Origin of the sequence: Pigmentiphaga sp. NML030171 (assembly GCF_002188635.1) — a bacterium.
In the GTDB taxonomy this organism is placed as follows: Bacteria; Pseudomonadota; Gammaproteobacteria; order Burkholderiales; family Burkholderiaceae_B; genus Pigmentiphaga; species Pigmentiphaga daeguensis.
On sequence record NZ_NINX01000041.1, the window covers coordinates 54,292 to 77,226 of the forward strand.

The following is a 22,935-nucleotide window of genomic DNA, read 5'->3' on the forward strand; positions in this document are numbered from 1 at the left end:
AGCAAGCATTGGCCGCCCCCGGGATGAGGTTCGCCCGGCGCAGGCTCGACTGGAAAGTCATCGGACTGGTGGGAATCGCCCATGCGAGCTCCCATTTCTTCCAACTGGTGATTCCTTCGTTGTTCGCGCCGCTGGCGGCGGAGTTCGGACTGGGATTTGCCGAACTGGGGGTCCTGGTCGCGGTGTTCTATGCGATCTCGGGCGTGGGCCAGGCCAGTTCCGGCTTCGTGGTGGACCGTGCGGGCGCGCGTCCGGTCCTGTGGTTCGGGCTCGCCTGCTTCGTCGTGGCGGGCCTGCTGCTCGGGCTGGCCAGCAACTATGGCTGGCTGATGGCCGCGGCCGTCGTGGCCGGCATCGGCAATTCGGTGTTCCACCCGGTTGATTTCTCCATCCTGAACCGCCGCGTCAGCAGTCCCCGCCTGGGACACGCCTTCAGCGCGCACGGCATCACCGGGAATCTGGGCTGGGCCACCACGCCCATATTCATCACGACGCTCACCCACCTGTTCAACTGGCGGGTCGCCGCCTTCGGCGCGGGCCTGCTGGTGGCAGTCATCCTGGCCATGACGGTGGTGGGCCGGCGCCTGCTGGCGGTGGAGGCGGCGCGCCGCCCCGCCCGCGGGCGCCGCCTGGACGCGGCCCCGGCGGGTACGTCGCTGGGCGCGCTGCTGATCAACCCCGTAGTGTGGGGGGCCTTCCTGTTCTTCATGTTTTCGTCCGTCGCGATCTCGGCGGTCCAGAACTACACCATTCCCATCCTGGGTTCCATCTACGGCATCTCCAGCGTGACCGCCAGTACCGCGCTGTCCGGCTACATGGTGGCCGGCGCCTGCGGAATGGTGCTGGGCGGATTCCTGGTCTCCAGCGGTCCCTACAGCGAGCGCATCGTCGGCATGTCCTTCGTGGCGGCCGGCGCGCTGTTGGCCCTGCTGGCCACCGGCTGGCTGCCGGTGGCGGCGGCGGTACCCTGCGTCGCCCTGGCGGGGTTGTGCGCGGGCGTCGCGGGGCCGTCCCGCGACATGCTGGTACGCCGGGTCACGCCGCGCGGCGCCACGGGCTCGGTCTACGGATTGGTATACTCCGGCATGGACACGGGTTCGGCGTTGGCACCGCTTGCCTTTGGCGTGATGCTGGATGCGGGCCTGCGGCAGGGGCCCTACCTGGGCGCATTTCTTGCGTTCGTACTCGCGGCCTTCTTCGCCGCGCTGATCGCCGCCAAGGCGCGGCGCGTGCACTGAGCTGCCCGGCCCGCCGAGCGCGGGCCTGCCTTCGCTGCGGCGATTCATGTCTTGTCTTTTTGTCAGCGTAAAACCGACTGAAACATGTTGCACATGCCAAGTTCGCATGATTGTGACATTCTTTTCAATTGGAAAAGATTCGCGGAACGACAACCTCTAGCAAGCGGTCTATAAATGATGTATTTAAGTCACCCAAACGCAAAATAAGGGGCCACGAAAAGGCTTCGGCGCGCGGCTTGAAACAGCCGTCACGCATGAACCGTAAGCTTGGGACTCGGCCGCGGCGGTAAGCCTGGCGGGCTCGCTCCCGGCACGGTTCTCTTCAGACATCTATTGCGCGGAATCCACGAGGCTATGCGATCTTCGCTCTCTTTGTACCTGTTGGGGCCCCTGGCCATGGAAAGCGCGGATGGACCGCTTTCCATTCGTTACAACAAGGCAAGAGCGTTGCTGGCGTACCTGGCACTCGAGGGCGGCTTCCATACGCGCGAGGCGCTGGCCTTCATGCTGTGGCCCGACGCCAGCGTGCAGGCCGGCCGGGAAAACCTGCGGCGCATGCTGTTCCTGCTGAAGGACGCCCTCAAGCCCGATGCGATCGAAAGCAGCCGCGACGTGCTCAGGCTGCGCGCCGAGGCCGGCTTGTGGACCGATGTCGGAGCCTTCACTTCCGTGCTGGATGGGGAGCAGCGCGCGCTGGCCATGGGTGCGGTGATCGACTCCGAGCGCATCGCGCATGCGGTGGCGCTGTATCGCGGCGAATTCCTGCAGGGGCTGGAGCTGGACGATGCGCCCGACTTCGGTAATTGGGTGCAGATGCGCCGGGAGCAATATCACCAGCGCTATCTCCAGGCACTGGGGATGCTGGTCGAGAGCCACGAGCGGGAAGGGAACCTGCAGGCGGGCATCGAATGCGCCGAACAATGGGTGACCGTCGCGCCGCTGGACGGCACGGCCTGGCACCAGATGCTGCGCCTGCTGGTGAAAGCCGGCCAGCTGGATCGGGCAAGGCGCGAGTTTCAGCGTTATCGCCACCTGCTCGACATGGAACTGGGAACCACGCCGGATGCTTCGGTGGCGGCGCTGCTCGAGGCGCCTGGCACGGGCCGCGAGGCTGGAGCGCGCCGGCAGGCGTCGATGGGCGAGCGCCGCCAACTGACCGTGCTTTCCTGCGAATTCGAGGTGACCGGCGAACCCGAGGACATCGTCGAGGTCCAGCGTCAGCTGATGGCCTGCTGCGAACCGACGCTGCGGGCCGCGGGCGCCCACGTCGTGCGCATGCCCAGCGGGTTGCTGGCCTATTTCGGCTATCCCTTCGCGCAGGAGGATTCCGCGCGGCGCGCCGTGACGGCGGCGCTGGTGTGCCACAACAGCATCTGGTCGCGGCATTGGGGCGACGAGGAAAGCAGCCTGCCGGTGCGCGTCGCCTTGGGCGTGCATACCGGCATCGCCATCAGTTCCGCCGAGAACGACGTTCCCGACGCGGGCGGGATGGTGTCGCGCCTGGCGCTCCAGCTTGGCGCCATGGCCGGCGGGGCCGGCGTGGCCGTCAGCGACGTCACCCTGCACCTGCTGGGCGACGAGTACGGTATCGAGCCGGCGGGACAGCTGACCGACTGGTCCCGCGGTGTCGAGGTGCAGGTTTTCCTGGTCAGCGGCAAGCATTCCCCGGAACGGCAGGACGCTGCGCGCGCGTTCTGCGGGCGGGACGAGGAAATGGCGCGGCTCGTCGACGCCTACCACCGGGGAGGGTGCTACGTCGGCCTGGTGCGCGGCGAGGCGGGGCTCGGGAAGTCCTTTCTCGTGGAGCATTTCTGCGACACCCTGCAGGTCGAGCGCGTCGTCCTGCAATGCTCGTCCGAGCTCAGGCAGATGCCCTATCACCCCTTCGTGCGATGGATGCGCGCCTGCGAGCGCCTTGCCGCCGAACCGTCATCCCTGCCCGAAAGCGCGCAGCGCATACTCGAGACGATCGGCCAGCGCATGATGGTCGGGGCACAGGCGGGTACACCCGGCCCGGGCATGCCCGGCGCGGTGGACGAGATCGGCGCCTTGTGCCACGAATTGCTGCGGGTCATGGTGCCCGAAGGCGGCGTCATCTGCTTCGACGACGTGCATTGGGCCGATCCTTCCACGCGCGACGTCCTGGCCCTGCTCGTGGAGCATCCTTTGCCCGACCGGATGCTGCTCATTACCGCCCGGCCCGAGTTCGTGCCGCCGTGGAAGCACACGGTCGCGGTCGATCATCTGGACCTGGGGCCCATGGACGATTTCGCCGTGGTGGACCTGGTGCACGCGGTGGCCGATGGCGAGGACATCGACGCGGAGCTGTTGCGCGACATCATCAAGCGCTCGGAAGGGATTCCGCTGTATGCCGAGGAACTGACCCGCGACGTGCTGGCGGACCGGCGGGATCCGTCCGCGCCGTGGTCGCTGCCCGCTTCGCTGCAGGACTTGCTGATGGCTCGCATCGACAGCGTGGGCCGCGCGCGCCCCGTCGCGCAATTCGCCTCGGTAGTGGGCGGCGAGTTCACGCTGGACCTGCTGGCCGACGCCACGGGCGAGCCTCGCGCCGAGCTGGCCGAGGCGCTGGCCATCATGCTGCGCCAGAACATCATCGTGCGCTGCGACGAAAAGGCCTACGCCTTCCGCCATACCCTGCTGCGCGAGGCGGCCTACCAGTCGCAGACGCGCGTGGCGCGGGTCCAGGCGCACGCGCGTCTGGCCCGGCGGCTCGAATCCAGCCTGGCCGAGGGCAACCCGGAGGTGCTGGCCTGGCATTACTCCGGCGCCGGCAGCCGCGCGCCCGCCGTCAAGTACCTGCTGGAGGCCGCGCGCAAGGCGGCCGCGCAATGCGCATATCGCGAGGCGGTCAGCTACTATCGCAGCGCGCTGGAATGGTTCGAGCGGCAGGGCGAGGGCATCGACGCCATCATGGAGGAGTTGCGCATCCGGATGGAGTTCGGCATCCAATTGTGCGCGCTCTACGGTTTCGGTTCCGAGCAGGCGGTGGAGACCTTCCGCTCGGCGCTGACCCTGGCGCAGCCGCTGGGCGACGACCCCCGGCTGTTCCCGATCTATTGGGGGCTGTGGACCAGCGCCAGCTCATGGGCCAATTTCTCGATGACGCTGACGCTGGCGGAAACGCTGCTGCGGATGGCGGGCACCGCCGGGGATCCCAACCTGCTGTCCCACGCCTACTATGCGCGGGGCTACAGTCATTTCTTCCTGGGGCGCTTTGCCGAGGCGGTGGCGGATCTCGAACACGGCGCCAAGGCCTACCAGCCCCAGCATGCCAACCTGGCCCTGGGCGAGGACGCCCGCGTCACGAACCTGGCCGTCCTGTCCATCGCCTGCTGGCATACCGGCAGGGTCGAGGACGCCTTGCAGGCCTCGCGTGAATCGGTGGCGCATGCGCGGCGCATCGGCCACCGCTATTCGCTGCTGTACGCGCTGGTGTCGGCCACCGAGCTGCACCGGCTGAACCGCGAGGTCGACGAGGTCGCCACCCTGTCGTCCGAAGCCTTGCAGATCGCGCGCGAGATGGGAACGCCGCTGTGGGCCGTCTGCGCCGAGACCAGCGAGGCCTGGGTCAAGGCCGTGCGCGGAGACGCCACGGCGCTGGCGGAGATGGCCTCGTGCGTGCAGCGGATTCCCGCCATCATGAAGGGGATCGCGCCCCTGCTGGTCGCGCGGTGGACCGATGCATGCGACCTGGTGGAGGACGTCGGTGCCGGGCTGGACGCCACCACGCATGGGCTGCGCGAAGTCACGCAGACCCAGGCCCGCTACCTCCAGTCCGAGTTCGAGCGCATCAAGGGCAAGCAGTTGTTCCGCCAGGGACAGCCGGCCAGCGTGTTCCGGCCATGGCTGGAGCGGGCGCTGGAAACCGCCTGCGCGCTGGATTCTCCGCTGCTGGCGCTGCGTGCGCTGACCAACCTGGTGCGCTACGCCTGTCCCGTCCCCGATGCCGGGCACTTGGCCCTGATGGCCCGCATGATGGCGCGCGTGCAGGGCGGCGACGGGCTGTGGGAAGTCCGGGCCGCGCGGGGCCTGCTGTCCCGCTACGGCGCGCAAATGGTCCTGCGCTGAGGACGCCCCGCCGCGCGGGCGCGGGGCCGATATTCACGTCAGCCATACCCGGTATGGCTGGGGCTGCGTAGACACCCGAAGGCCTCGCCTCTACCTTTGACACATGTCCGGCAGGATGCCGGCGCGCCATCCGGCCGCGCCCGCATTCCAGCCGCCGTTCACGCATTCCGGAGAACGATACATGAGTCGGAAGTGGTCCCCGCAGCAACTGGTCGATGCCGAGCAGGGCACGGTCAGCCGCGAAGTCTATGTCAACCAAGACATCTTCCAGGAAGAACTGGAGCGCATCTTCTCCCGAGCCTGGCTGTTCGTCGGGCACGAGAGCATGGTGCCCAATCCCGACGATTACTTCGTCAGCCGGATGGGCAATGATTCGGTCATCCTGACCCGGGACCGGCAGGGGCAGCTCCAGGTCCTGCTCAACAGCTGCCTGCATCGCGGCATGCGGCTGTGCCGCTACGACCAGGGCAACAATCGCACCTTCACCTGTCCCTACCACGGCTGGAGCTATTCCACCGACGGCAAGCTGGTGGAGCGGGCTGGCGAGCTGGTGGGCGTACCGGGCTTCAAGACCCATTACTACGGCGAGCTGGACAAGAAGAACTGGGGCCTGAAGTCGGTGGCCAAGCTGGTCAACTACAAGGGCACGATCTGGGCCACCTGGGACGAGAACGCGCCGTCGTTCGAAGAGTACCTGGGCGACATGAAGCTGTACCTGGATTTCGCCCTGGACCACCGTGACGGCAGTCCCGGCGGATCGGAGATGATAGGCGGCGTGCAGAAGTGGCGCATTCCCTGCAACTGGAAGACCGCGGCCGAGAACTTCAACGCCGATCTCTACCACGACATCAGCCACCGCTCGGTGGACGTCGTGGGCATCGGACCGGGCGGCAAGGGCCGGCGCGATCCCACGCCCCATCGCGTGTCGATCTCCTTCAAGGACCTGGGGCACGGGCTGGTCGGCCGCGCGCCGTACTACGAAGAGAACCCGTACACGCCGATCTTCGCGAACTATCCCGAGGTGGAGCAGTACTACCGCAAGGTATACGAGGAGCGCGAGAAGAACCTGGCCGGCACCATGCGCGTGCTGCACAGCGTGGGCACCATATTTCCCAACATGGCGGTGCACGGCCGCCAGCCGCGCACCATCGCGGTATTCCACCCGGTCAGCGCGACCGAGACCGAGATGTGGCGCATCTATCTCGTGGACAAGGACGCCCCGCAGGAGGTGAAGGACGCGGCGCGCGCCTACTACCTGCGCTATTCGGGGCCGGGCGGCATGACCGAGTCCGACGACATGGAGAACTGGTGCTACGCCACCGAGTCGAGCACCGGGACCATCGCCCGCACGCTGCACTACAACTACCAGATGGGCATCGGACACGCCAAGCCCGTGCCCGGCCTGCGCGGCGCGGTGACGACGGGCGAGTTCACCGAAGAGAACAACCGGAACTATTACGCGAGATGGGCGCAGTTCATGGAAGGGCGCTCGTGGGACGAACTCATGCCCACCTACGACGAATAAGCGGAGCGCGCCATGACCGACACTCACCTGAATACCGACCATGCCTTCCTGTTGCGCGAGATCGAGCAGTTCTTCTACCGCGAGGCCGACCTGCTGGACGAGCGCCGCTTCGACGAATGGCTGACGTTGCTGCACGAGGACATCCGCTATTGGATGCCCATCGCGCGCAACGTCAGGCGTGACAACCGCGAGCGCGAACGCACCCGCGAGGGCGTGGAAGCGGCGTGGTTCGACGAAGGCATCCAGACGCTGCGCCAGCGCGTGGAGCAGATCAACACTGGCATGCACTGGGCCGAGGAGCCGGCCTCGCGCACCTCGCACCTCCTGACCAACGTGCGCATCCTGGAGACCTCCGGCGCCGGGCTGGAGGAGGAAGTCCGGACCCGGTCGCGCTTCATCGTCTACCAGAACCGCCTGGATACCGAGGTCGCCTGGTTCGTCGGCAAGCGCAACGACACGCTGCGCCGCACCGACTCGGGCTGGAAGGTCCTGCGGCGCGAGATCCTGCTGGACCAGACCGTGCTGCTGGGCAAGGCGCTGACCGTCTTCTTCTGACTGGGGGTAACGAAACATGGATCGTCGAGATGTGCTGAAGATGCTGGCCGGCGCCGCGGCGCTGGGCGGCTGTCCCGCGTGGGCCCAGGACGGCTTTCCGTCGCGCATGATGAAGGTCGTGGTCGCTTATCCGCCGGGGGGCGTGACCGACATCGCCGGCCGGCTGATGGCGGAAATCCTGAGCAAGGAATTCGGCAAGCCCGCCATCGTCGAGAACAAGGGCGGCGGCACGGGCACCATCGCCCAGCAATACGTGCTGCAACAGCCGCACGACGGCCACGTGCTGCTGTCGGGCGGGCTGGGGGGCCTGATCCTGCCGGTCATCCTGAATCCCAACCTGCCGGTGGACCCGCAGGCGAGCTTCACGCCGGTGGCGCAGGTGGCGGAGTTCGTCAATGTGCTGCTGGTGGGGCGCGACGTGAAAGCGCGCAACGTGAGCGAACTGATCGCGTACGCCAAGGCCAATCCCGGCAAGCTGAACTACGCCACGAACGGCGTAGGCACCTCGGCCCACTTCACCTCGGAGCTGTTCAACCTCCAGGCCGGCACGAAGGTGATCCACATTCCCTACCGGTCCAGCGGCGAGGTCATCTCGGGCCTGCGCAACGGCGACGTCCACATGGCATTCGCCAACGCGCCCGCGGTCAACGCGCTGGTCAAGGCAGGCACGCTGCGCGCCATCGCGGTGACCAGCGCCAACCGCACCAAGGAACTGCCCGACGTGCCGACCATGGTGGAGTCGGGCATGCCGGACTTCGTCGTGACCAGCTGGCTGGGCGCCTACGCGGCCGCCGGCACGCCGGCCGACGTCGTCAGGAAGCTGGGCGAGGTCATCGTGCGCGGCGCGCAGCAGCCCGAGAACGTGCAGCGTTTCGAGACCGTGGGATTCCAGGTCTCGACCAAGGATGCGGCCGCCTATGCCGCCTTCAACCGCGCCGAGCTGGCGCGGTGGAAAGAGGTGGCGCGGCTGGCCAACATCCGCGCCGAAGGGTGAAGCATGAGCGGACACAATGCGCTGAATCTGATCCACATCAAGCCGGGAGCCCGGCTGCGTACCAACGAAGGGGCGGTCGTGGAGCTGGTCGAGAACCCGCAGGACGGCGTCTGGCTGATCTGCCGCTACGTGGAGCATCCGTCCGAGCCGGAACTGGTCGGCGATGCCGAACAGACCGTGTTCGCGCAGGACATCGTCGGCCTGGCCGACGCCAACCAACAGGGAGAAGGGTCGTGACCGCGAGCTGGACCGACAGGAAGAATGCGGCCTGCCCGCGAGGCGTGGGCCTGGTGACGGAAATCTACGCCGCGCAGGCGGCGGGCAGCGAACTGACCGACGAGACGGGGCGCCGCTACATCGACTTCGCCGGCGGCATCGGCGTGCTGAACGTCGGCCACAGGCATCCCCGGGTGGAGGCCGCCATCGTCGAGCAGGCGCGGCGTTTCACGCACACCTGCTATCAGGTCGTGCCCTACGCATCCTACGTGAGGCTGGCCGAGCGCCTGAACGCGCTGGTGCCGGGCGATTTCGACAAGAAGACGGTGTTCTTCACCACCGGGGCGGAAGCCGTGGAGAACGCGGTCAAGATCGCGCGCGCGGCCACGGGCAGGACCGCCGTCATCGGCTTCACCGGCGCCTTCCATGGACGCACGATGATGGGGCTGGCGCTGACCGGGAAGGTCGCGCCCTACAAGACGGGTTTCGGTCCATTCCCGGGAGACGTCTATCGCGTGCCGTTTCCGTCCGCCGACACGTCCGAGGCGGTGGCCCGGTCCCTGGCCGCGCTCGAGGACCTGCTGCGCTACGACGTCGAAGCCGCCCGCGTGGCCGCCATCGTGATCGAGCCCGTGCAGGGGGAGGGCGGCTTCCATCCGGCGCCCCAGGCGTTGATGCGCGGACTGCGCGCGCTGTGCGACCGGCACGGCATGCTGCTTATCGCCGACGAGATCCAGTGCGGCATGGGGCGTACCGGGAAGATGTTCGCGATGGAACACTTCGGCGTGGCGGCGGACCTGACGACGGTGGCCAAGAGCCTGGCCGGCGGCATGCCGCTGTCGGCCGTGGTCGGGCGTGCCGAGGTCATGGATGCCGTGGCGCCCGGCGGCCTGGGCAGCACCTACGCGGGCGCGCCGCTGGCGATCGCCGCCGCGCATGCCGTCCTGGATGTGTTCGAGCAGGAAAACCTGCTCGAGTCCGGCAACGAGCTGGCCCGCGTGATGCGTGGGCGCCTGGAGGCGGCGCGGGCCCGGCATGGCTGCATCGGCCAGGTACGCGGCCTCGGTCCCATGCTGGCCATGGAACTGCTGGACGAACAGGGGCGGCCCTCGGCCGCGCTGGCCCAGGCCGTGCGCGAGCACGCGCTGGCGCGCGGGTTGATCCTGCTGGTATGCGGCAGCTACGGCAACGTGATCCGTTTCCTGTTCCCGCTCAACACGCCCATGCCCCTGTTCGAACGGGGCATGGACATCATCGACGCCGCGCTGGTCGAGGCGACCCGGCAGGAGCTGGTGGCATGAACGTTCCCACCCGGCAGACCGGTGCCGAATGGCTGCTGCGCAGCGCCGCCGCCTCCGGCATCGAGGTCTGTTTCGCCAATCCCGGCACAACCGAACTGCCCTTCGTCGGCGCGATGGATGCCGTGCCGCAGGTGCGGCCCATCCTGTGCGCCTTCGAAGGCGTATGTTCCGGCGCCGCCGACGGCTATTACCGCATGCGCGGCACGCCGGCGATGACGCTGACCCACCTGGGACCCGGGTTCGCCAACGCCATCGCCAACCTGCACAACGCCCGGCGAGCCGGCTCGTCGGTCTACAACGTGATCGGCGAGCACATGTCTTGGCACGTCGAGGCCGATCCGCCGCTGGCCAGCGATATCGAGTCGCTGGCGCGGCCGGTATCGGCCGGCGTCTACCGGGCCGATTCGCCCGCGTCGCTGGTGATGTCGGTACGCCAGTCCCTGGCCAATGCGATGGCGCCGCAAGGAGGCATCCATACCCTGATCCTGCCCATGGACCTGCAGGCGGCGGCGATGGACGAGCCCGTGTTCGCCGCCCGCGTGCCGGACTCTCCGGCGGTGCTGGAAGCCAGCCTGGTCGAACAGGTGGCGGCACATGTCGCCGCGGGCAGGAAGACCCTGTTGCTGCTGGGCGGCGACGCCCTGCACGAGCCGGCGCTGATGGAAGCATTGCGGTTCCAGGGCCTGGCCAACGTCGAGGTCGTGGGCGAGACTTTTCCCGCGCGCAGCGAACACGGCGGCGGCCTGCCGGCCATCCGCCGCTTCAATCCCGCTGCCGAGCAGGCCCACGCCTATCTGCTGGGCTTCGAGCTCGTGGCGCTGGTCGGCGCCAGGCGGCCGGTGGCCTTCTTCGGCGTGGAGGGCTATCCCAGCTACCTGGGCGATCCGGCGCGCATGGTCGAGCTGTGCCAGGAAGGGCGGGGCGGCTCCGCCACGCTGGCGGCCCTGGCCGACGACCTGAAGCTGGCCCGGCGCGGCCTGGCGCCGGCCGAGCGCGTGAGCGACCAGGACCTGGGCGAGGACCTGACGCCCGAAAGCGCCGCGCGGGTGGTGGCCGCCTGGCTGCCGGAACAGGCCATCATCTCGGCCGAGGGCAAGACCCTGGCCTTCCCCTTCAACGCCATTGCCGCGCGGACCGCGCGCCATGCCAGCATCGTGCTGACCGGCGGCGCGATCGGCCAGGGCATACCGGCCGCGTTCGGCGCCGCCATCGCCGCGCCGGACCGCAAGGTCGTGGGCCTGCAATCGGACGGCAGCGCGCTTTACACGGTACAGGCCCTGTGGTCGATGGCGCGCGAGAACGCCGACGTGACCATCCTCATCGCGTCCAACCGCCGCTACAACATCCTGATCGACGAGATGCGCCGCAACGGCTATGAACTCGCTTCGCCGCCGGTGCGGGACCTGCTGCAGCTCTCGCGCCCCGACCTGGACTGGCTGGGCATGGCCGCGGGTTTCGGCGTCCATGCCGAACGCGCCACGACGGTAAGCGAATTGCGGCGCTCGTTCCGGCGCGCCATGGCCGAACGCGGACCGCGACTGATCGAGGTCATGCTGCCCTGAGCGGCGCCAGCCACGGAAGAATCGAAGACATGCATGCGAACTACATAGCGGGACAATGGCTGGAAGGCGACGGCGCCACGCGCGACATCAATCCTTCCGACGTGGCCGACCTGGTCGGCGAATACGCGCACGCCACCCCGGCGCAGGTGGACCTGGCGATCACCGCGGCGCGCGACGCGGCCCACCGATGGGGCCTGGCCAGCGCCACGCAGCGCGCCGAATGCCTGGATGCGATCGGCGTCGAGCTCCTGCGGCGCAAGGACGAACTGGGGCGGCTGCTGGCCCGCGAGGAGGGCAAGACCCTGCCCGAGGCCGTGGGCGAGACGGTGCGCGCGGCCGCCATCTTCCGCTTCTTCGCCGGCGAGGCGCTGCGGGTGCGGGGCGACCGGCTGCCCCAGGCCAGGACCGGCGTGGACGTGGAGGTCACGCGCGAACCCGTGGGCGTCGTGGGGCTGATCACGCCATGGAATTTTCCGCTGGCCATCCCCGCCTGGAAGATCGCCCCGGCACTGGCGTACGGCAACACGGTGGTCTTCAAGCCGGCTGACCTGGTGCCCGGCAGCGCGTGGGCGCTGGCGGAGATCATCAGCCGCGCCGGCCTGCCCGAGGGGGTCTTCAATCTCGTCATGGGACGCGGCGCCGTGGTCGGACAGGCCATGCTGGACGACGCGCGCATCGACGCGCTGAGCTTCACCGGGTCGGTGGCGACCGGCAGGCAGGTGGCGCAGGCCGCCACGCGGCGGCTGGCCAAGGTGCAGATGGAAATGGGCGGCAAGAATCCGCTGGTCGTGCTGGACGATGCCGATCTGGGCCAGGCCGTCGAGTGCGCCGTCCAGGGGTCTTTTTTCTCGACCGGACAGCGCTGCACCGCGTCAAGCCGGCTGATCGTCCAGCGCGGCATCCACGAGCGCTTCGTGCGGGCGATGAAGGAACGCATGGCCGCGCTGCGCGTGGACGACGCGCTGGCGCCCGGCACCGACATCGGGCCGGTGGTGGATGCGCGCCAGTTGCAGCAGGACGAGGAATACCTGCGCATCGGCCGCGACGAAGGCGCCACGCTGGCCCAGGGCGGCCGGCGGGTGGCGCGCGCCAGGGAGGGCTACTACCTGGAGCCGGCGCTGTTCACCGATTGTTCCAACGACATGCGCATCTGCCGCGAGGAAATCTTCGGACCGGTCGCGGCGGTGATTCCCGTGGCGGACTATGACGAGGCGCTGGCCCTGGCCAACGATACCGAGTTCGGCCTGTCGGCAGGGATCTGCACGACCTCGCTCAAGCATGCCACGCACTTCAAGCGGCATGCCCAGGCCGGCATGGTGATGGTGAACTGCCCGACGGCCGGGGTGGATCCGCATGCGCCGTTCGGCGGCCGCAAGGGATCGAGCTATGGACCGCGCGAGCAGGGGACCTATGCGGCCGAGTTCTACACCACCGTGAAGACGGCCTACACCCTGGCCTGAGCGGCCCGCGATGGCCGGCCTACCGGCCGGCCACGCGCTCAGCGGGCGACCATGGCCTCGATTTCCAGCAGCCATCCGGGATTCACCAGTCCAGCCACCTGGTACACCATGCGCGCCGGATGCCCGTCCGGCTGGCTGGCGAAGAAGTCGGCATAGCCGGCGTTGAAACCCTCGAAGTCCATCCGGTTGCCCTTGTCGGGATCGGCGACCAGGCAGGCGCGGACGTGGACCACGTTGCGCATGGACATGCCCAGGTCGCGCAGGATGCCGTCGAGCCGTTCGAGCGTGGTGCGCGTCTGCGTGCGCGTATCGCCATAGGCCTGGCGGCTGTCGGCGGGAGCGGCGGGATCCACCACGGTGGGCATCTGCCCGCTGAGGTAGTAGGTGATGGCGCCGGGCGGAACGCCAACCGCGCGGCTGATGGGGGACTTGCCCTGGGGCACGGGAATGTGGATGAAATCGGCATGCGGCATGGCGGAACGGCTCCTGAAGAAAAACATCGGTGGCAAGATTAAATATGATTATACTATAATCATATCCATGGAGAACACCATGAATCCCGTGCTGGAACATCTTTGCGCGCACCGGAGCGAGCGCGATTTTTCCGACCGCCCGGTGGGCGACGACACGTTGGCCGCCGTGTTCGAGGCCACCCGCCGGGCACCCACCTGGAACAATGCGCAGAACGTGTCCTGGGTCGCGGTGCGGGACCCGCGGACCAAGGCAGCGCTGGCGCGCTGCAGCGGCAACCAGGCCTGGATAGCGCGCGCGCCGGTGTTCGTCGTGCTGCTGATGGATTTCTACAAGACCGAGCTGGCGGCCGGCCGCCATGGCCGCCGCCAGGCCGTCCTGGACAACGTCAACAGCGTGCTGATCGGCGCGCTGGACACGGGCATCCTGATGGGCACGATGATGGCGGCCGCGCGCGCCGCCGGGCTGGGGGTCTGCCCGATCGGCGGCGTGCGCCGCGGCATGCTCGAAGTCATCGAACTGCTGCGCCTGCCGCGCCTGGTCGCGCCGCTGGCCGGGGTGTGCCTGGGATACCTGAACACGGCGTCCGAGGTCCGCAAGCCCCGCATGGCGCTGGAAGCGAGCTGGCATGCGGAAGCCTATGACCGCGACCGGGTGGCGGGGGCCATCGATGCCTTGGACGCGGACATGGACGCCTATTCGCGCGGCCTGGGGCGCGAAGGCGCGCAGAGCTGGTCGGATGCGGTATCCAGCCGCTACGCCGCCGATGCCTATGGCGGCGTTGGCCCGGCATTGCGCCGCCAGGGGTTCTGCTTCGAATGGGAGGAGGGAGTCTAATGCTATTATCGTACAAAGGAGACTCCCATGGCCCTGCTCAAAGACACGCCAGAGCCCGCGCGCGCCGAACCCAACCTGACCGAGCGCATCACACGGATGCTGATGGACGAGATCACCGGCGGGCAATACCAGCTTGGCGAAGTCCTGCCGCCCGAGCAGGTGATCGCCGACCGGCTGGGCGTATCCCGCACCGTGCTGCGAGAGGCCGTCTCGCGCCTGAAGGCCGAAGGCATCGTCAGCAGCAAGCAAGGCCGTGGCCTGGCGGTGATCGCGAATACGCCCCTGTCGGTGCTGCGCATGCATGCGGCCAGCGAGGAGGACGTCGAGCAGACCCTGGGCATCGTCGAGTTGCGCCGGGGGTTCGAGATCGAAGCGGCGGCGCTGGCCGCCGAGCGCCGCACGTCCGAGGACCTGGCCGAGATGCGTGCCGCGCTGTCGGAGATGGGCAAGGCCATCGACAGCGGCGAGATCGCGCGCGGGGTGGACGCGGACCTGCGTTTTCACCGGGCGGTGGCGCGTGCGACCCGCAATCGCAACTACATCATGTTCTTCGATTTCCTGGCGGTCCTGCTGCGCAAGAACCTGGAGGTCTCGCGCAGCCGGTCGGCCAAGGTATCGGGGCGCGGCGCCCTGGCGCAGAAAGAGCATGCCCGGTTGCTGGCCGCCATCGAGAAGGGCGATCCGGAAGCGGCGCGGCAATGCGCGCGGGTCCACGTCGAGAACACCGAAACGCGCCTGCGCAGCGCCATCCAGGAAAAGCCCGCGCGTTGACCCGGGCCGGCTACGCCCGCTCGTTCCATCCCTGCCGTTCCATTTTCACTCGTGTCCGCGCGTGCGCGCGCGAGCACGGCATTCGTTCGTCCGTCTGATCCGGAGAAGTGCCATGCCGCAATCCCTACCTACTGTCATCGTCAGCGCACCCGTGCCGCCCGACCTGCGTTCGGCCATCGAGGCGGCCTGCCGGATCGTCGACGTCCCCATCGGCCAGCGCCTGGACCAGGCCGTGTCCGCCGCCGACCGCGAGGCGGCGCGCGGTGTGCTGTGCACGGTACGCACCCCGATGAACGCCGATGCGCTGGACGCGTTGCCGGCCGTATCGGTGGTGTCCAACTTCGCCGTGGGCTACGACAACATCGACGTGCCACGCGCCACGCGCGGCGGCGTGCTGGTCTGCAATACGCCAGGCGTGCTCGATCGCGCGGTGGCCGATCTCACCATGGGGTTCGTGATCTGCCTGGCGCGGGATATGGTGCAGGGGGATGCCTACGTGCGCCGGGGCGATTGGCTGAAGGGACCCGCGCCGCTGACCGCTGACCTGGCGGGCAAGACGTTGGGGCTGCTGGGCATGGGGCGCATCGGCCGCATGGTGGCGCGGCGCGCGCAGGCCTTCGACATGCGGGTGGTCTATCACAATCGCAACCGCGACACGCCATCCGAGGAACTGGGGCTGGCGGCCTACCGTTCGCGCGATGAACTGCTGGCCGAGGCCGATTTCCTGAGCGTGCATGTCCCCCTGTCCGCCGAGACGCGCGGCTCGGTAGGCATGCGCGAATTCGCGGCGATGAAGCGTTCGGCCTATCTGGTCAATACGTCGCGTGGACCGGTGGTGGACGAGGCCGCGCTGATCCGCGCGCTGCAGGAAGGCCGCATCGCGGGCGCGGGACTGGACGTGATGGAGCGCGAACCGCTGGACCCGGCCAGTCCGCTGTGCGCGATGCCCAATGTGGTGCTGCAGGCGCATGCGGGCAGCGCGACGGTGGAGACGCGGCGCGCGATGATGGAACTGGCGGTGGCCAATCTGCTCGATGCCCTGGCGGGACGACAGCCGCGCGCCATGGTGAACCCGGCCGTGCGCGATGGCATGGGAGCGGCCCATGCATGACGATCCGCCCAGGGGCCTGGACCGGGGCCTGACCCACTACGGCGACACCGAATTCGCGCGCTTCCTGCGTCGCTCGTTCGCCCTGTCCATGGGGCACACGCGCGAGGCGCTGGCACGGCCCGTCATCGGCATCGCGCATCCGGGCGGCGATTTCAACAACTGCCACCGGCATTTTCCCGAGCTGGTCCAGGCGGTCAGGCGGGGCGTGCTGGCGGCGGGCGGGCTACCCATGGAATTCCCCAGCATCTCGCTGGGCGAGCCGTTCCTGCATCCGACCAGCATGATGTTCCGCAACCTGATGTCGATGGACGTCGAGGAGATGATCCGCGCCCAGCCCATGGATGCGGTGGTGCTGGTGGGGGGCTGCGACAAGACGGTACCCGCGCAGCTGATGGGGGCGCTGTCGGCCGGATGTCCCGCCATCCAGTTGGTGGGGGGGGCCATGATGACCGGGCGCCACCGGGGCGAGCGCCTGGGCGCCTGTACCGACTGCCGGCGCCACTGGGGCCGCTATCGCGCGGGTGCCATCGACGCGCACGAGATCGGCGCGATCGAAGGCAATCTGGCGACCACGGCAGGGACTTGCGCGGTCATGGGTACGGCCAGCACCATGGCCTGCGTGGCCGAGGCGCTGGGCATGATGCTGCCGCATACGGCGGCGATCCCGGCGGTCCACGCCGACCGCCTGCGGGCCGCCGAGGCCACGGGCGCGCAGGCGGTCCGCCTGGCGCGGGAAGGCCTGAGGCCCGATGCCATCGTGACCGGCAAGTCGGTGGACAACGCGCTGCGCGTGCTGCTGGCGATCAGCGGTTCGACCAATGCGGTCCTGCACCTGACGGCGATCGCCGGGAGGCTCGGGCTGCCGGTGGACGCCGCGCGGCTGAACCGGTTGTCGGAAGAGACGCCGGTACTGGTCGACCTCAAGCCCACGGGCTCGCACTACATGGAAGACCTGTACGCGGCCGGCGGCGTGCAGGCCATCCTGCGCGAGTTGCGCGACCTGCTGCACCTGGACTGCCTGACCGTGACCGGCCGCACGGTAGGCGAACTGCTGGACGAGCAGGGCGACGCCTGGGTGGACCGCGCGGTGATCCGGCCGCGCGCCGAACCGCTCAAGCCCGAGGGCGGGCTGCTGGCCCTGTCCGGCTCGCTCGCGCCCAATGGCGCGCTGATCAAGCGCGCCGCGGCGGACGAGGCGCTGTTCGAGCACACCGGCAGGGCGGTGGTGTTCGATACGCTGGAAGACATGGCCGAGCGGCTCGATGCCGAGGACCTGGACGTGCGGCCCGACGACGTGCTGGTGCTGCGCAACGCCGGACCGCTGGCGGCGGCCATGCCCGAAGCGGGCTACATCCCCATCCCGGCCAAGCTGGCGCGACAGGGCGTGCGCGACATGGTGCGCATCTCGGACGCGCGGATGAGCGGTACCGCGTACGGCACGGTGGTGCTGCACGTTTCGCCGGAAGCCGCGGCAGGCGGTCCGCTGGCCCTGGTCAGGAACGGCGACCTGATCCGCCTGTCGGTTGCGCGCCGCGCGATCGACCTGCTGGTGGACGAGGCCGAGCTGGAACGCCGCCGCGCCGCATGGACGTCCGCGCGGCCGGCCGCGCAGCGCGGCTACCGATGGCTGTACCAGCGGCACGTGATGCAGGCCGAGCACGGCTGCGACTTCGACTTCCTGCGCGCGCCGGCGCGCCCCGACGATGCCGGCGGCGGCCGGCAAGGAGACCCCGCATGACCGGAACCGTGTTTGCCCAACCCCTGGCCCAGTTGCCGGGCATCCTGCCCGAGATCGCGATCGACGCCATCCCCGACGACGAGCGCGTATGGGTGCCGCAGGCGCCCAACGTCTGGTTCCGTCCGCTGTTCTTCAACACCCTGGGGGGCGGCTGGTGCAACCTGCTGCGGGTACGGCGCTCGGGCGTCCTGAGCCGGCACATCCATCCCGCGCCGGTGTTCGGCTACGTCATCAAGGGATCCTGGCGCTACCTGGAACACGATTGGGTGGCCTCGGCCGGCCGCTTCGTGTTCGAGCCGCCGGGCGAGATCCATACCCTGACGGTGGACGCGGATGGCAAGGACGACGAAATGATCACCTTCTTCAACGTCAGCGGCGCCATGGTCTATCTGGACGAGCGCGGCATGCAGATCGGCTACGAGGATGTGTTCAGCAAGATCGAGATGTGCAGGCGCCACTATCGGGAAGTCGGACTGGGCGAGGACTACGTGCGGCAGTTCATCCGCTAGCCGTCCTAGGGTTTGCATGAATTCCTGTCCGGGGCGTCAATAAGTAGTATTTATTTATAGTATAAATGGCGGCGGAAAATCCATCCCGCGCCGCGTCGTTCTCTTCGTATCGTATCGAGGCACTATGGATCGTCGAACAGCATTGAAGGCGGCGGGCGGCGTGGTGGCCCTGCCGTGGGCGCGGGCGCTGCACGCCCAGGACAAATATCCTTCCCGTCCCGTGCGCATCGTGGTGCAGTATCCGCCGGGGGGCGTGACCGACGTCGCCGCCCGCCTGGTGGGCGAGGTGCTGACCCGCAAGTACGGCCAGCCCGTGGTCATCGAGAACCGCGCCGGGGCCAGCGGCATCATCGGCCAGCAGTACGTCGCCGGCCTGCCACCCGACGGCTACACGCTCATCACCGGCGGCCTGGGCGGCAACGTGATTCCGCCCGTCACGGTGCGCAACCTGCCCCTGGACGTGGTGCGGTCCTTCGTGCCCATTGCCCAGGTCGCGGAATTCGTCAACATCCTGGTCGTGCCGCAGCAACATCCCGCCACCTCGGTGCGCGAGCTGATCGCGTATGCCAAGCGTTCGTCCAAGCCGCTCAGCTACGGTTCGAACGGACTGGGCACCTCGGTGCACCTGACCAGCGAACTGTTCGCCTCGACCGCGGGAATCGACCTCATGCACGTCCCCTACAAGGGCAGCAACGAAGCGCTGGTCGATACGGTGAACGGCAATCTCGATTTCTGCTTCTCCAACCTGCCGCCGGTGATGCCCCTGCTCAAGAGCGGCAAGCTGCGCGCGCTGGCGGTGACCAGTTCGTATCGCATCAAGCAGTTGCCCGACGTGCCCACCATGGCCGAGGCGGGCGTGCAGGACTTCGTCGTCACCAGCTGGCTGGGCATCTATGGCCCGGCGAAGATGCCGGCGGCCATCGTCGAGCAATTGGGGCGGGACATCGCCGAAGGGCTGCGCCAACCCGACATGACGGCCAGGCTGGAAGCGGCCGCGTTCGAGCCGCGGCCGCTGGATTCGGTGGAATTCGCGCGGGTGAACCAGTCCGAACTGGCGCGCTGGGACGCCATCGCCAAGCGCTCCAAGGTGGCGCTGGAGTTCGGCCAGTAGGGCCGCCTGGCCGTGCATTGTCTATTCGGGACCCGGCGGATATAGTCATGCTGCCATGGACATCAACAAGCTCGACCTGAATCTCCTGCTGGTATTCGAGGCGCTCTATCTCGAGCGCAACGTGACTCGCGCGGGGGAACGCGTCGGACTGTCCCAGCCGTCCATGAGCAATGCCCTGCTGCGCTTGCGCAACCAATGCAACGACCCGCTGTTCGTTCGCACGCAGGGCGGCATGGAGCCCACTTCGTACGCGTCCGAGCTGGCGGGCAGCGTGCTGCGGGCGTTGGAACTGGTGCGCAATGGCTTCGAGCAGGCCAGCGGATTCGATCCGGGCTCCAGCCAGCGCAGCTTCACGCTCCTGATGTCCGATTTTTCCCAGTTCCTGGTGTTGCCGCAGCTCGTGGCGCGCTTCAAGTCGTCCGCGCCGGGCATCAGCCTGGAGGTCAGCAGCCTGAGCAGGGAACACTACCGGGCGGCCCTGGAAAGCGGCGACGCCGATCTCGCCGTCGGCAACCTGCAGGAGCTGCAAAGCGGTTTCTACCAGCAGGGCCTGTTCGTCGACCAGCACGTGTGCGTGATGGGCAGCGGTTTCCTCAAGGCGGGCGAGGCGATCACGCTGGACGAGTACCTCGCGGCGCGGCACCTGGTGGTCACGGCCAACAAGACCGACCTGCAGATAGAGAAGGAGCTGGGCAAGCAGGGGCACCGGCGCGAAGTGGCGCTGCGCGTGCCCAACTACCTGGTGCTGCCCAAGATCCTGGCGCAGACGGACCTGATCGTCACGGTGCCCGAGGTCATCGCCCAGGCCATTACCGACGATGCCGCCGGAGCGACCTGGTCGCGGCTGCCCTTCCAGACCCCGCATACCCACATCCGCCAGTTCTGGCATGCGCGCTACCACCACGACAGCGCCAATACCTGGCTGCGCCGGCAGATCGCCGACCTGCACATAGGCGCCAGCCTGCGCAAGGTGGGGGCCGGCCCGACGCCGCCGGCGTGTCCCGAGGCGGCATGAACGGCCGCGCGGCTATTGCGCCAGCGCGACCAGGTGGCCCCAGTTCAGCCGCGATTGCAGATGGAAGTAGGTCATGGCCAGCCAGCCCTTGCGCATCCACGCGGTGACCGTGGCGTCGGGCAACTGGTCGAAGCGGGTCTCGTCCACCACCAGGAAGCCGTCCAGCGTGACGCGCTCGCCGCCTTGCAGGTCCACGGCCACCTGGCGCGGGATCAGCAGGTTCTCGGCCCGCAGGGCCGCGACGTAGTCGCGGGTCATCGCGAGCCCGGCCTGGAGTTCCCCCAGGAATTGCAGCATTTCCCCGACGACAGGAGAGGGTTGGCCATCCTCGAACAGGGGCTGGGCGTCGTCGGCGGCACTGCGCAGGTGGGCGGCATCCTCGTCCACGCACAGCGCGTAGCGCTGGCTGGCCGGGTCTTCCTGCAGGATGAACGGATAGCGCCGCAAATGGGCGGGAATGTAGCGGTTGGGCCGCCACCGCCCGGCGGCATCCACCAGGAGGTTCTGCGCGCTGCGCAGGCCCAGTACCGCCATGGGCATCTGTTCTTCGCCGGCGAACACGATGGGCAGGTCCCGCGCCGCCATCGCGAACTCCGTCGCCACCAGCGGCACGGCGGTCTGGCCGCGCGAGAAGGCGTAGCCGGCCTGGCGGTCGAGCCGCAGGTGGGCATGCCGTTGCGGGTCCAGCGCGCGGGCCTGGGCGAACATGGGGGCGTTGGCGCCCGCCTGGGGAGAGGTGGTCATCGGTATCCTGCTAGCAATGGGGGCCGGCCAGGCGCCGCAGCGCCGCCATGTCCACGATCTCGACCTGCTTCTGCTGGATGCGCAGCACGCCGGACTTGGCGAAACGCGAGAACAGACGGCTGACGGTCTCGAGGGTCAGTCCCAGGAAGTTGCCGATTTCCTCGCGGCTCATACGCAGCACGAACGCGGACGAGGAATAGCCGCGCGCGGCCAGGCGCTCCGACAGGCTGACCAGGAAGACGGCCAGCCGTTCCTCGGCGCGCATGGTACCCAGGGACAGCAGCATCTGCTGGTCTTGTTCGATCTCGCGACTCATCAGCCGCATGAGCTGGCGTTGCAGCGAGGGCAGGTGGTTGGCCAGCGAGGACAGGTCGCGCACCGGGATCACGCAGACCTCGCTGTCTTCCAGCGCGATGGCGGTCGAAGCATGGCTGTTGCGGCCCAGTCCGTCCAGCCCGACGATTTCGCCGGGCAGGTGAAAGCCGGTGATCTGCTGGCGGCCGTCCGCCAGTTCCAGATAGGTCTTCAGGGTGCCGAAGCGGATGCCATAGACGGCGTCCAGGCCGTCCTCGAAGCGAAAGAGGGATTCGCCCCGGGCGAGCCGCACGCGCTGCTGCACCAGTTCGTCCATTCGCCCGGCATCCTCGGCGGCCATGCCGACAGGCAGGCAGAACTGCCCCAGCCCGCAGGTCGAGCAGCGTATGGAGTCGAGGGTAAGCGGAATGCGTTTGGTCATGGCTGGTCTTTGTTCTGGGCCGGCCGCAGCGGCCTGGGCGGCGTCTGCCCTAAGGCAGGCGCTTGGCGTAGCTCTGCCGCAGCATGTCGATGAATACCCGGACGCGCAGCGGCAGGTGCTTGCGCTGAGGATACACGGCATAGATGGCGTTGGGGGGCGCGGCGAACTGGTCCAGCACCGTCACCAGACGGCCTTCCTTCAGGTCGTCCTCGATTTCCCACAGCGATCGCCATGCCAGTCCCCGCCCGTCCAGAGTCCAGGCATGGAGCACGGCGCCGTCGGTGCATTCCAGCGTACCCGATATGCGCTGCGGCGTCGTCTTGCCATCGATGGTGAAGAGCCAGCCGCGTGCCTGGTTGACGCCGGTGCCGAAGGACAGGCAGTTGTGGCGCGCCAGGTCGGCGGGGTGTTCGGGCGTGCCGTGCCGGCGCAGGTAGGCGGGCGAGGCGACCACCATCCGGCGGTTGTCGGCCAGGCGCACGCTGACCATGCTGGAGTCGGCCAGATCGCCGATCCGGATGGCGCAGTCATAGCCTTCGTTGACCAGGTCCACCAGCCGGTCGCTCAGGTCCAGCGTCACCGTGATGCCGGGATAGGCGTCCAGCAGCCGGGGCAGCAGGGGCGCCACGTGGCGCCGGCCGAATCCGCCCGGGGCCGTGACGCGGAAGTGCCCCTTGGGATGTTCGCCGCCCGCCGCCACGCTGTTTTCGGCGTTCTCGAGCGACTGCAGGATCTGCTGGCATTCCTCGAAGAATTCCGTGCCCTCGGCGCTGAGCGAGATCTTGCGCGTGGTACGGATCAGCAGCTTGACGCCCAGCCTGGCTTCCAGCGCGTCGATGCGCCTGCCGATGACGGCGGGAGCGACTCCTTCGCTGCGTGCCGCGGCCGACAGGCTTCCGCGCACGACGGCCGAGACGAAGGATTCGATCTGCTTGAAGCGGTCCATGGGAGG

The 22,935-nt window shown here is 68.4% G+C and carries 20 protein-coding genes; 16 read left to right on the forward strand and 4 right to left on the reverse strand.

Translation table 11 applies throughout. The features are described 5' to 3' along the window. Nucleotides 1-23: 23 nt before the first annotated feature. The 9 genes from CDO46_RS21140 (at nt 24) to CDO46_RS21180 (ending at nt 12,940) form a co-directional block, all read left to right on the forward strand. Nucleotides 24-1,238, forward strand: a complete 1,215-nt coding sequence (locus CDO46_RS21140; protein ID WP_087840558.1) for an MFS transporter — start codon at nt 24-26, stop codon at nt 1,236-1,238. A gap of 396 nt (nt 1,239-1,634) precedes the next feature. Beyond that, a complete protein-coding gene (locus CDO46_RS21145; RefSeq protein ID WP_176400812.1) occupies nt 1,635-5,327 on the forward strand; it encodes an AAA family ATPase in 3,693 nt (1,230 codons plus the stop codon). A gap of 181 nt (nt 5,328-5,508) precedes the next feature. After that, nucleotides 5,509-6,852, forward strand: coding sequence for an aromatic ring-hydroxylating dioxygenase subunit alpha (locus tag CDO46_RS21150; protein WP_087840656.1), 1,344 nt, complete (start codon nt 5,509-5,511; stop codon nt 6,850-6,852). A 12-nt stretch (nt 6,853-6,864) separates the two neighbouring features. Then, on the forward strand, nt 6,865-7,407 hold the full coding sequence (locus CDO46_RS21155) for a 3-phenylpropionate/cinnamic acid dioxygenase subunit beta (RefSeq protein ID WP_087840561.1): 543 nt from the start codon (nt 6,865-6,867) through the stop codon (nt 7,405-7,407). A gap of 16 nt (nt 7,408-7,423) precedes the next feature. Further along, nucleotides 7,424-8,401: a tripartite tricarboxylate transporter substrate binding protein gene (locus tag CDO46_RS21160; RefSeq protein ID WP_087840563.1), complete on the forward strand. Its 978-nt coding sequence runs from the start codon at nt 7,424-7,426 to the stop codon at nt 8,399-8,401. 3 nt (nt 8,402-8,404) lie between these two features. Next, nucleotides 8,405-8,638 (forward strand): hypothetical protein, encoded by a 234-nt coding sequence (locus CDO46_RS21165; protein WP_087840565.1) that lies wholly within the window; start codon nt 8,405-8,407, stop codon nt 8,636-8,638. Then, nucleotides 8,635-9,918: a 4-aminobutyrate--2-oxoglutarate transaminase gene (gene gabT, locus CDO46_RS21170; protein ID WP_087840567.1), complete on the forward strand. Its 1,284-nt coding sequence runs from the start codon at nt 8,635-8,637 to the stop codon at nt 9,916-9,918. Before CDO46_RS21165 ends, gabT begins: the two co-directional genes overlap by 4 nt. Next, complete coding sequence (locus CDO46_RS21175) at nt 9,915-11,480, forward strand: acetolactate synthase large subunit (protein WP_087840569.1); 1,566 nt, start codon at nt 9,915-9,917, stop codon at nt 11,478-11,480. Before gabT ends, CDO46_RS21175 begins: the two co-directional genes overlap by 4 nt. A 29-nt stretch (nt 11,481-11,509) precedes the next feature. Then, the gene (locus tag CDO46_RS21180; RefSeq protein ID WP_087840571.1) at nt 11,510-12,940 is read left to right on the forward strand and encodes an aldehyde dehydrogenase family protein; all 1,431 of its coding nucleotides are present in this window, start codon (nt 11,510-11,512) and stop codon (nt 12,938-12,940) included. A 38-nt stretch (nt 12,941-12,978) separates the two neighbouring features. On the opposite strand, the gene CDO46_RS21185 is transcribed toward CDO46_RS21180, so the two are convergent. After that, nucleotides 12,979-13,413 carry a RidA family protein gene (locus tag CDO46_RS21185; protein WP_165963297.1) on the reverse strand — a complete coding sequence of 145 codons (435 nt, stop codon included), beginning with the start codon at nt 13,411-13,413 and terminating at the stop codon, nt 12,979-12,981. 79 nt (nt 13,414-13,492) lie between these two features. Between CDO46_RS21185 and CDO46_RS21190 the strand changes: the two genes are divergently transcribed. The 7 genes from CDO46_RS21190 (at nt 13,493) to CDO46_RS21220 (ending at nt 20,503) form a co-directional block, all read left to right on the forward strand. Then, nucleotides 13,493-14,248, forward strand: coding sequence for a nitroreductase family protein (locus CDO46_RS21190; protein ID WP_165963298.1), 756 nt, complete (start codon nt 13,493-13,495; stop codon nt 14,246-14,248). A gap of 27 nt (nt 14,249-14,275) precedes the next feature. Then, nucleotides 14,276-15,019: a FadR/GntR family transcriptional regulator gene (locus CDO46_RS21195; RefSeq protein ID WP_087840575.1), complete on the forward strand. Its 744-nt coding sequence runs from the start codon at nt 14,276-14,278 to the stop codon at nt 15,017-15,019. A 112-nt stretch (nt 15,020-15,131) separates the two neighbouring features. Further along, nucleotides 15,132-16,130: a 2-hydroxyacid dehydrogenase gene (locus tag CDO46_RS21200; protein ID WP_087840576.1), complete on the forward strand. Its 999-nt coding sequence runs from the start codon at nt 15,132-15,134 to the stop codon at nt 16,128-16,130. After that, complete coding sequence (locus CDO46_RS21205) at nt 16,123-17,868, forward strand: IlvD/Edd family dehydratase (protein WP_087840658.1); 1,746 nt, start codon at nt 16,123-16,125, stop codon at nt 17,866-17,868. Before CDO46_RS21200 ends, CDO46_RS21205 begins: the two co-directional genes overlap by 8 nt. Beyond that, nucleotides 17,865-18,377, forward strand: a complete 513-nt coding sequence (locus CDO46_RS21210) for a 2,4'-dihydroxyacetophenone dioxygenase family protein (protein ID WP_087840578.1) — start codon at nt 17,865-17,867, stop codon at nt 18,375-18,377. The genes CDO46_RS21205 and CDO46_RS21210 overlap by 4 nt, the downstream gene beginning before the upstream one ends. Nucleotides 18,378-18,501: 124 nt before the next feature. After that, nucleotides 18,502-19,488 carry a tripartite tricarboxylate transporter substrate binding protein gene (locus tag CDO46_RS21215; RefSeq protein WP_087840580.1) on the forward strand — a complete coding sequence of 329 codons (987 nt, stop codon included), beginning with the start codon at nt 18,502-18,504 and terminating at the stop codon, nt 19,486-19,488. Nucleotides 19,489-19,543: 55 nt separating this feature from the next. Continuing rightward, nucleotides 19,544-20,503, forward strand: a complete 960-nt coding sequence (locus tag CDO46_RS21220; RefSeq protein WP_087840581.1) for a LysR family transcriptional regulator — start codon at nt 19,544-19,546, stop codon at nt 20,501-20,503. Nucleotides 20,504-20,515: 12 nt separating this feature from the next. On the opposite strand, the gene CDO46_RS21225 is transcribed toward CDO46_RS21220, so the two are convergent. The 3 genes from CDO46_RS21225 to CDO46_RS21235 are packed head-to-tail and all read right to left on the reverse strand — an operon-like array spanning nt 20,516 to nt 22,929. Beyond that, on the reverse strand, nt 20,516-21,247 hold the full coding sequence (locus tag CDO46_RS21225) for a SapC family protein (protein ID WP_087840582.1): 732 nt from the start codon (nt 21,245-21,247) through the stop codon (nt 20,516-20,518). A 10-nt stretch (nt 21,248-21,257) separates the two neighbouring features. Then, on the reverse strand, nt 21,258-21,983 hold the full coding sequence (gene fnr / locus CDO46_RS21230) for a fumarate/nitrate reduction transcriptional regulator Fnr (RefSeq protein WP_087840583.1): 726 nt from the start codon (nt 21,981-21,983) through the stop codon (nt 21,258-21,260). A gap of 49 nt (nt 21,984-22,032) precedes the next feature. Then, nucleotides 22,033-22,929 (reverse strand): LysR family transcriptional regulator, encoded by an 897-nt coding sequence (locus tag CDO46_RS21235; protein ID WP_087840585.1) that lies wholly within the window; start codon nt 22,927-22,929, stop codon nt 22,033-22,035. Nucleotides 22,930-22,935 lie beyond the last annotated feature (6 nt).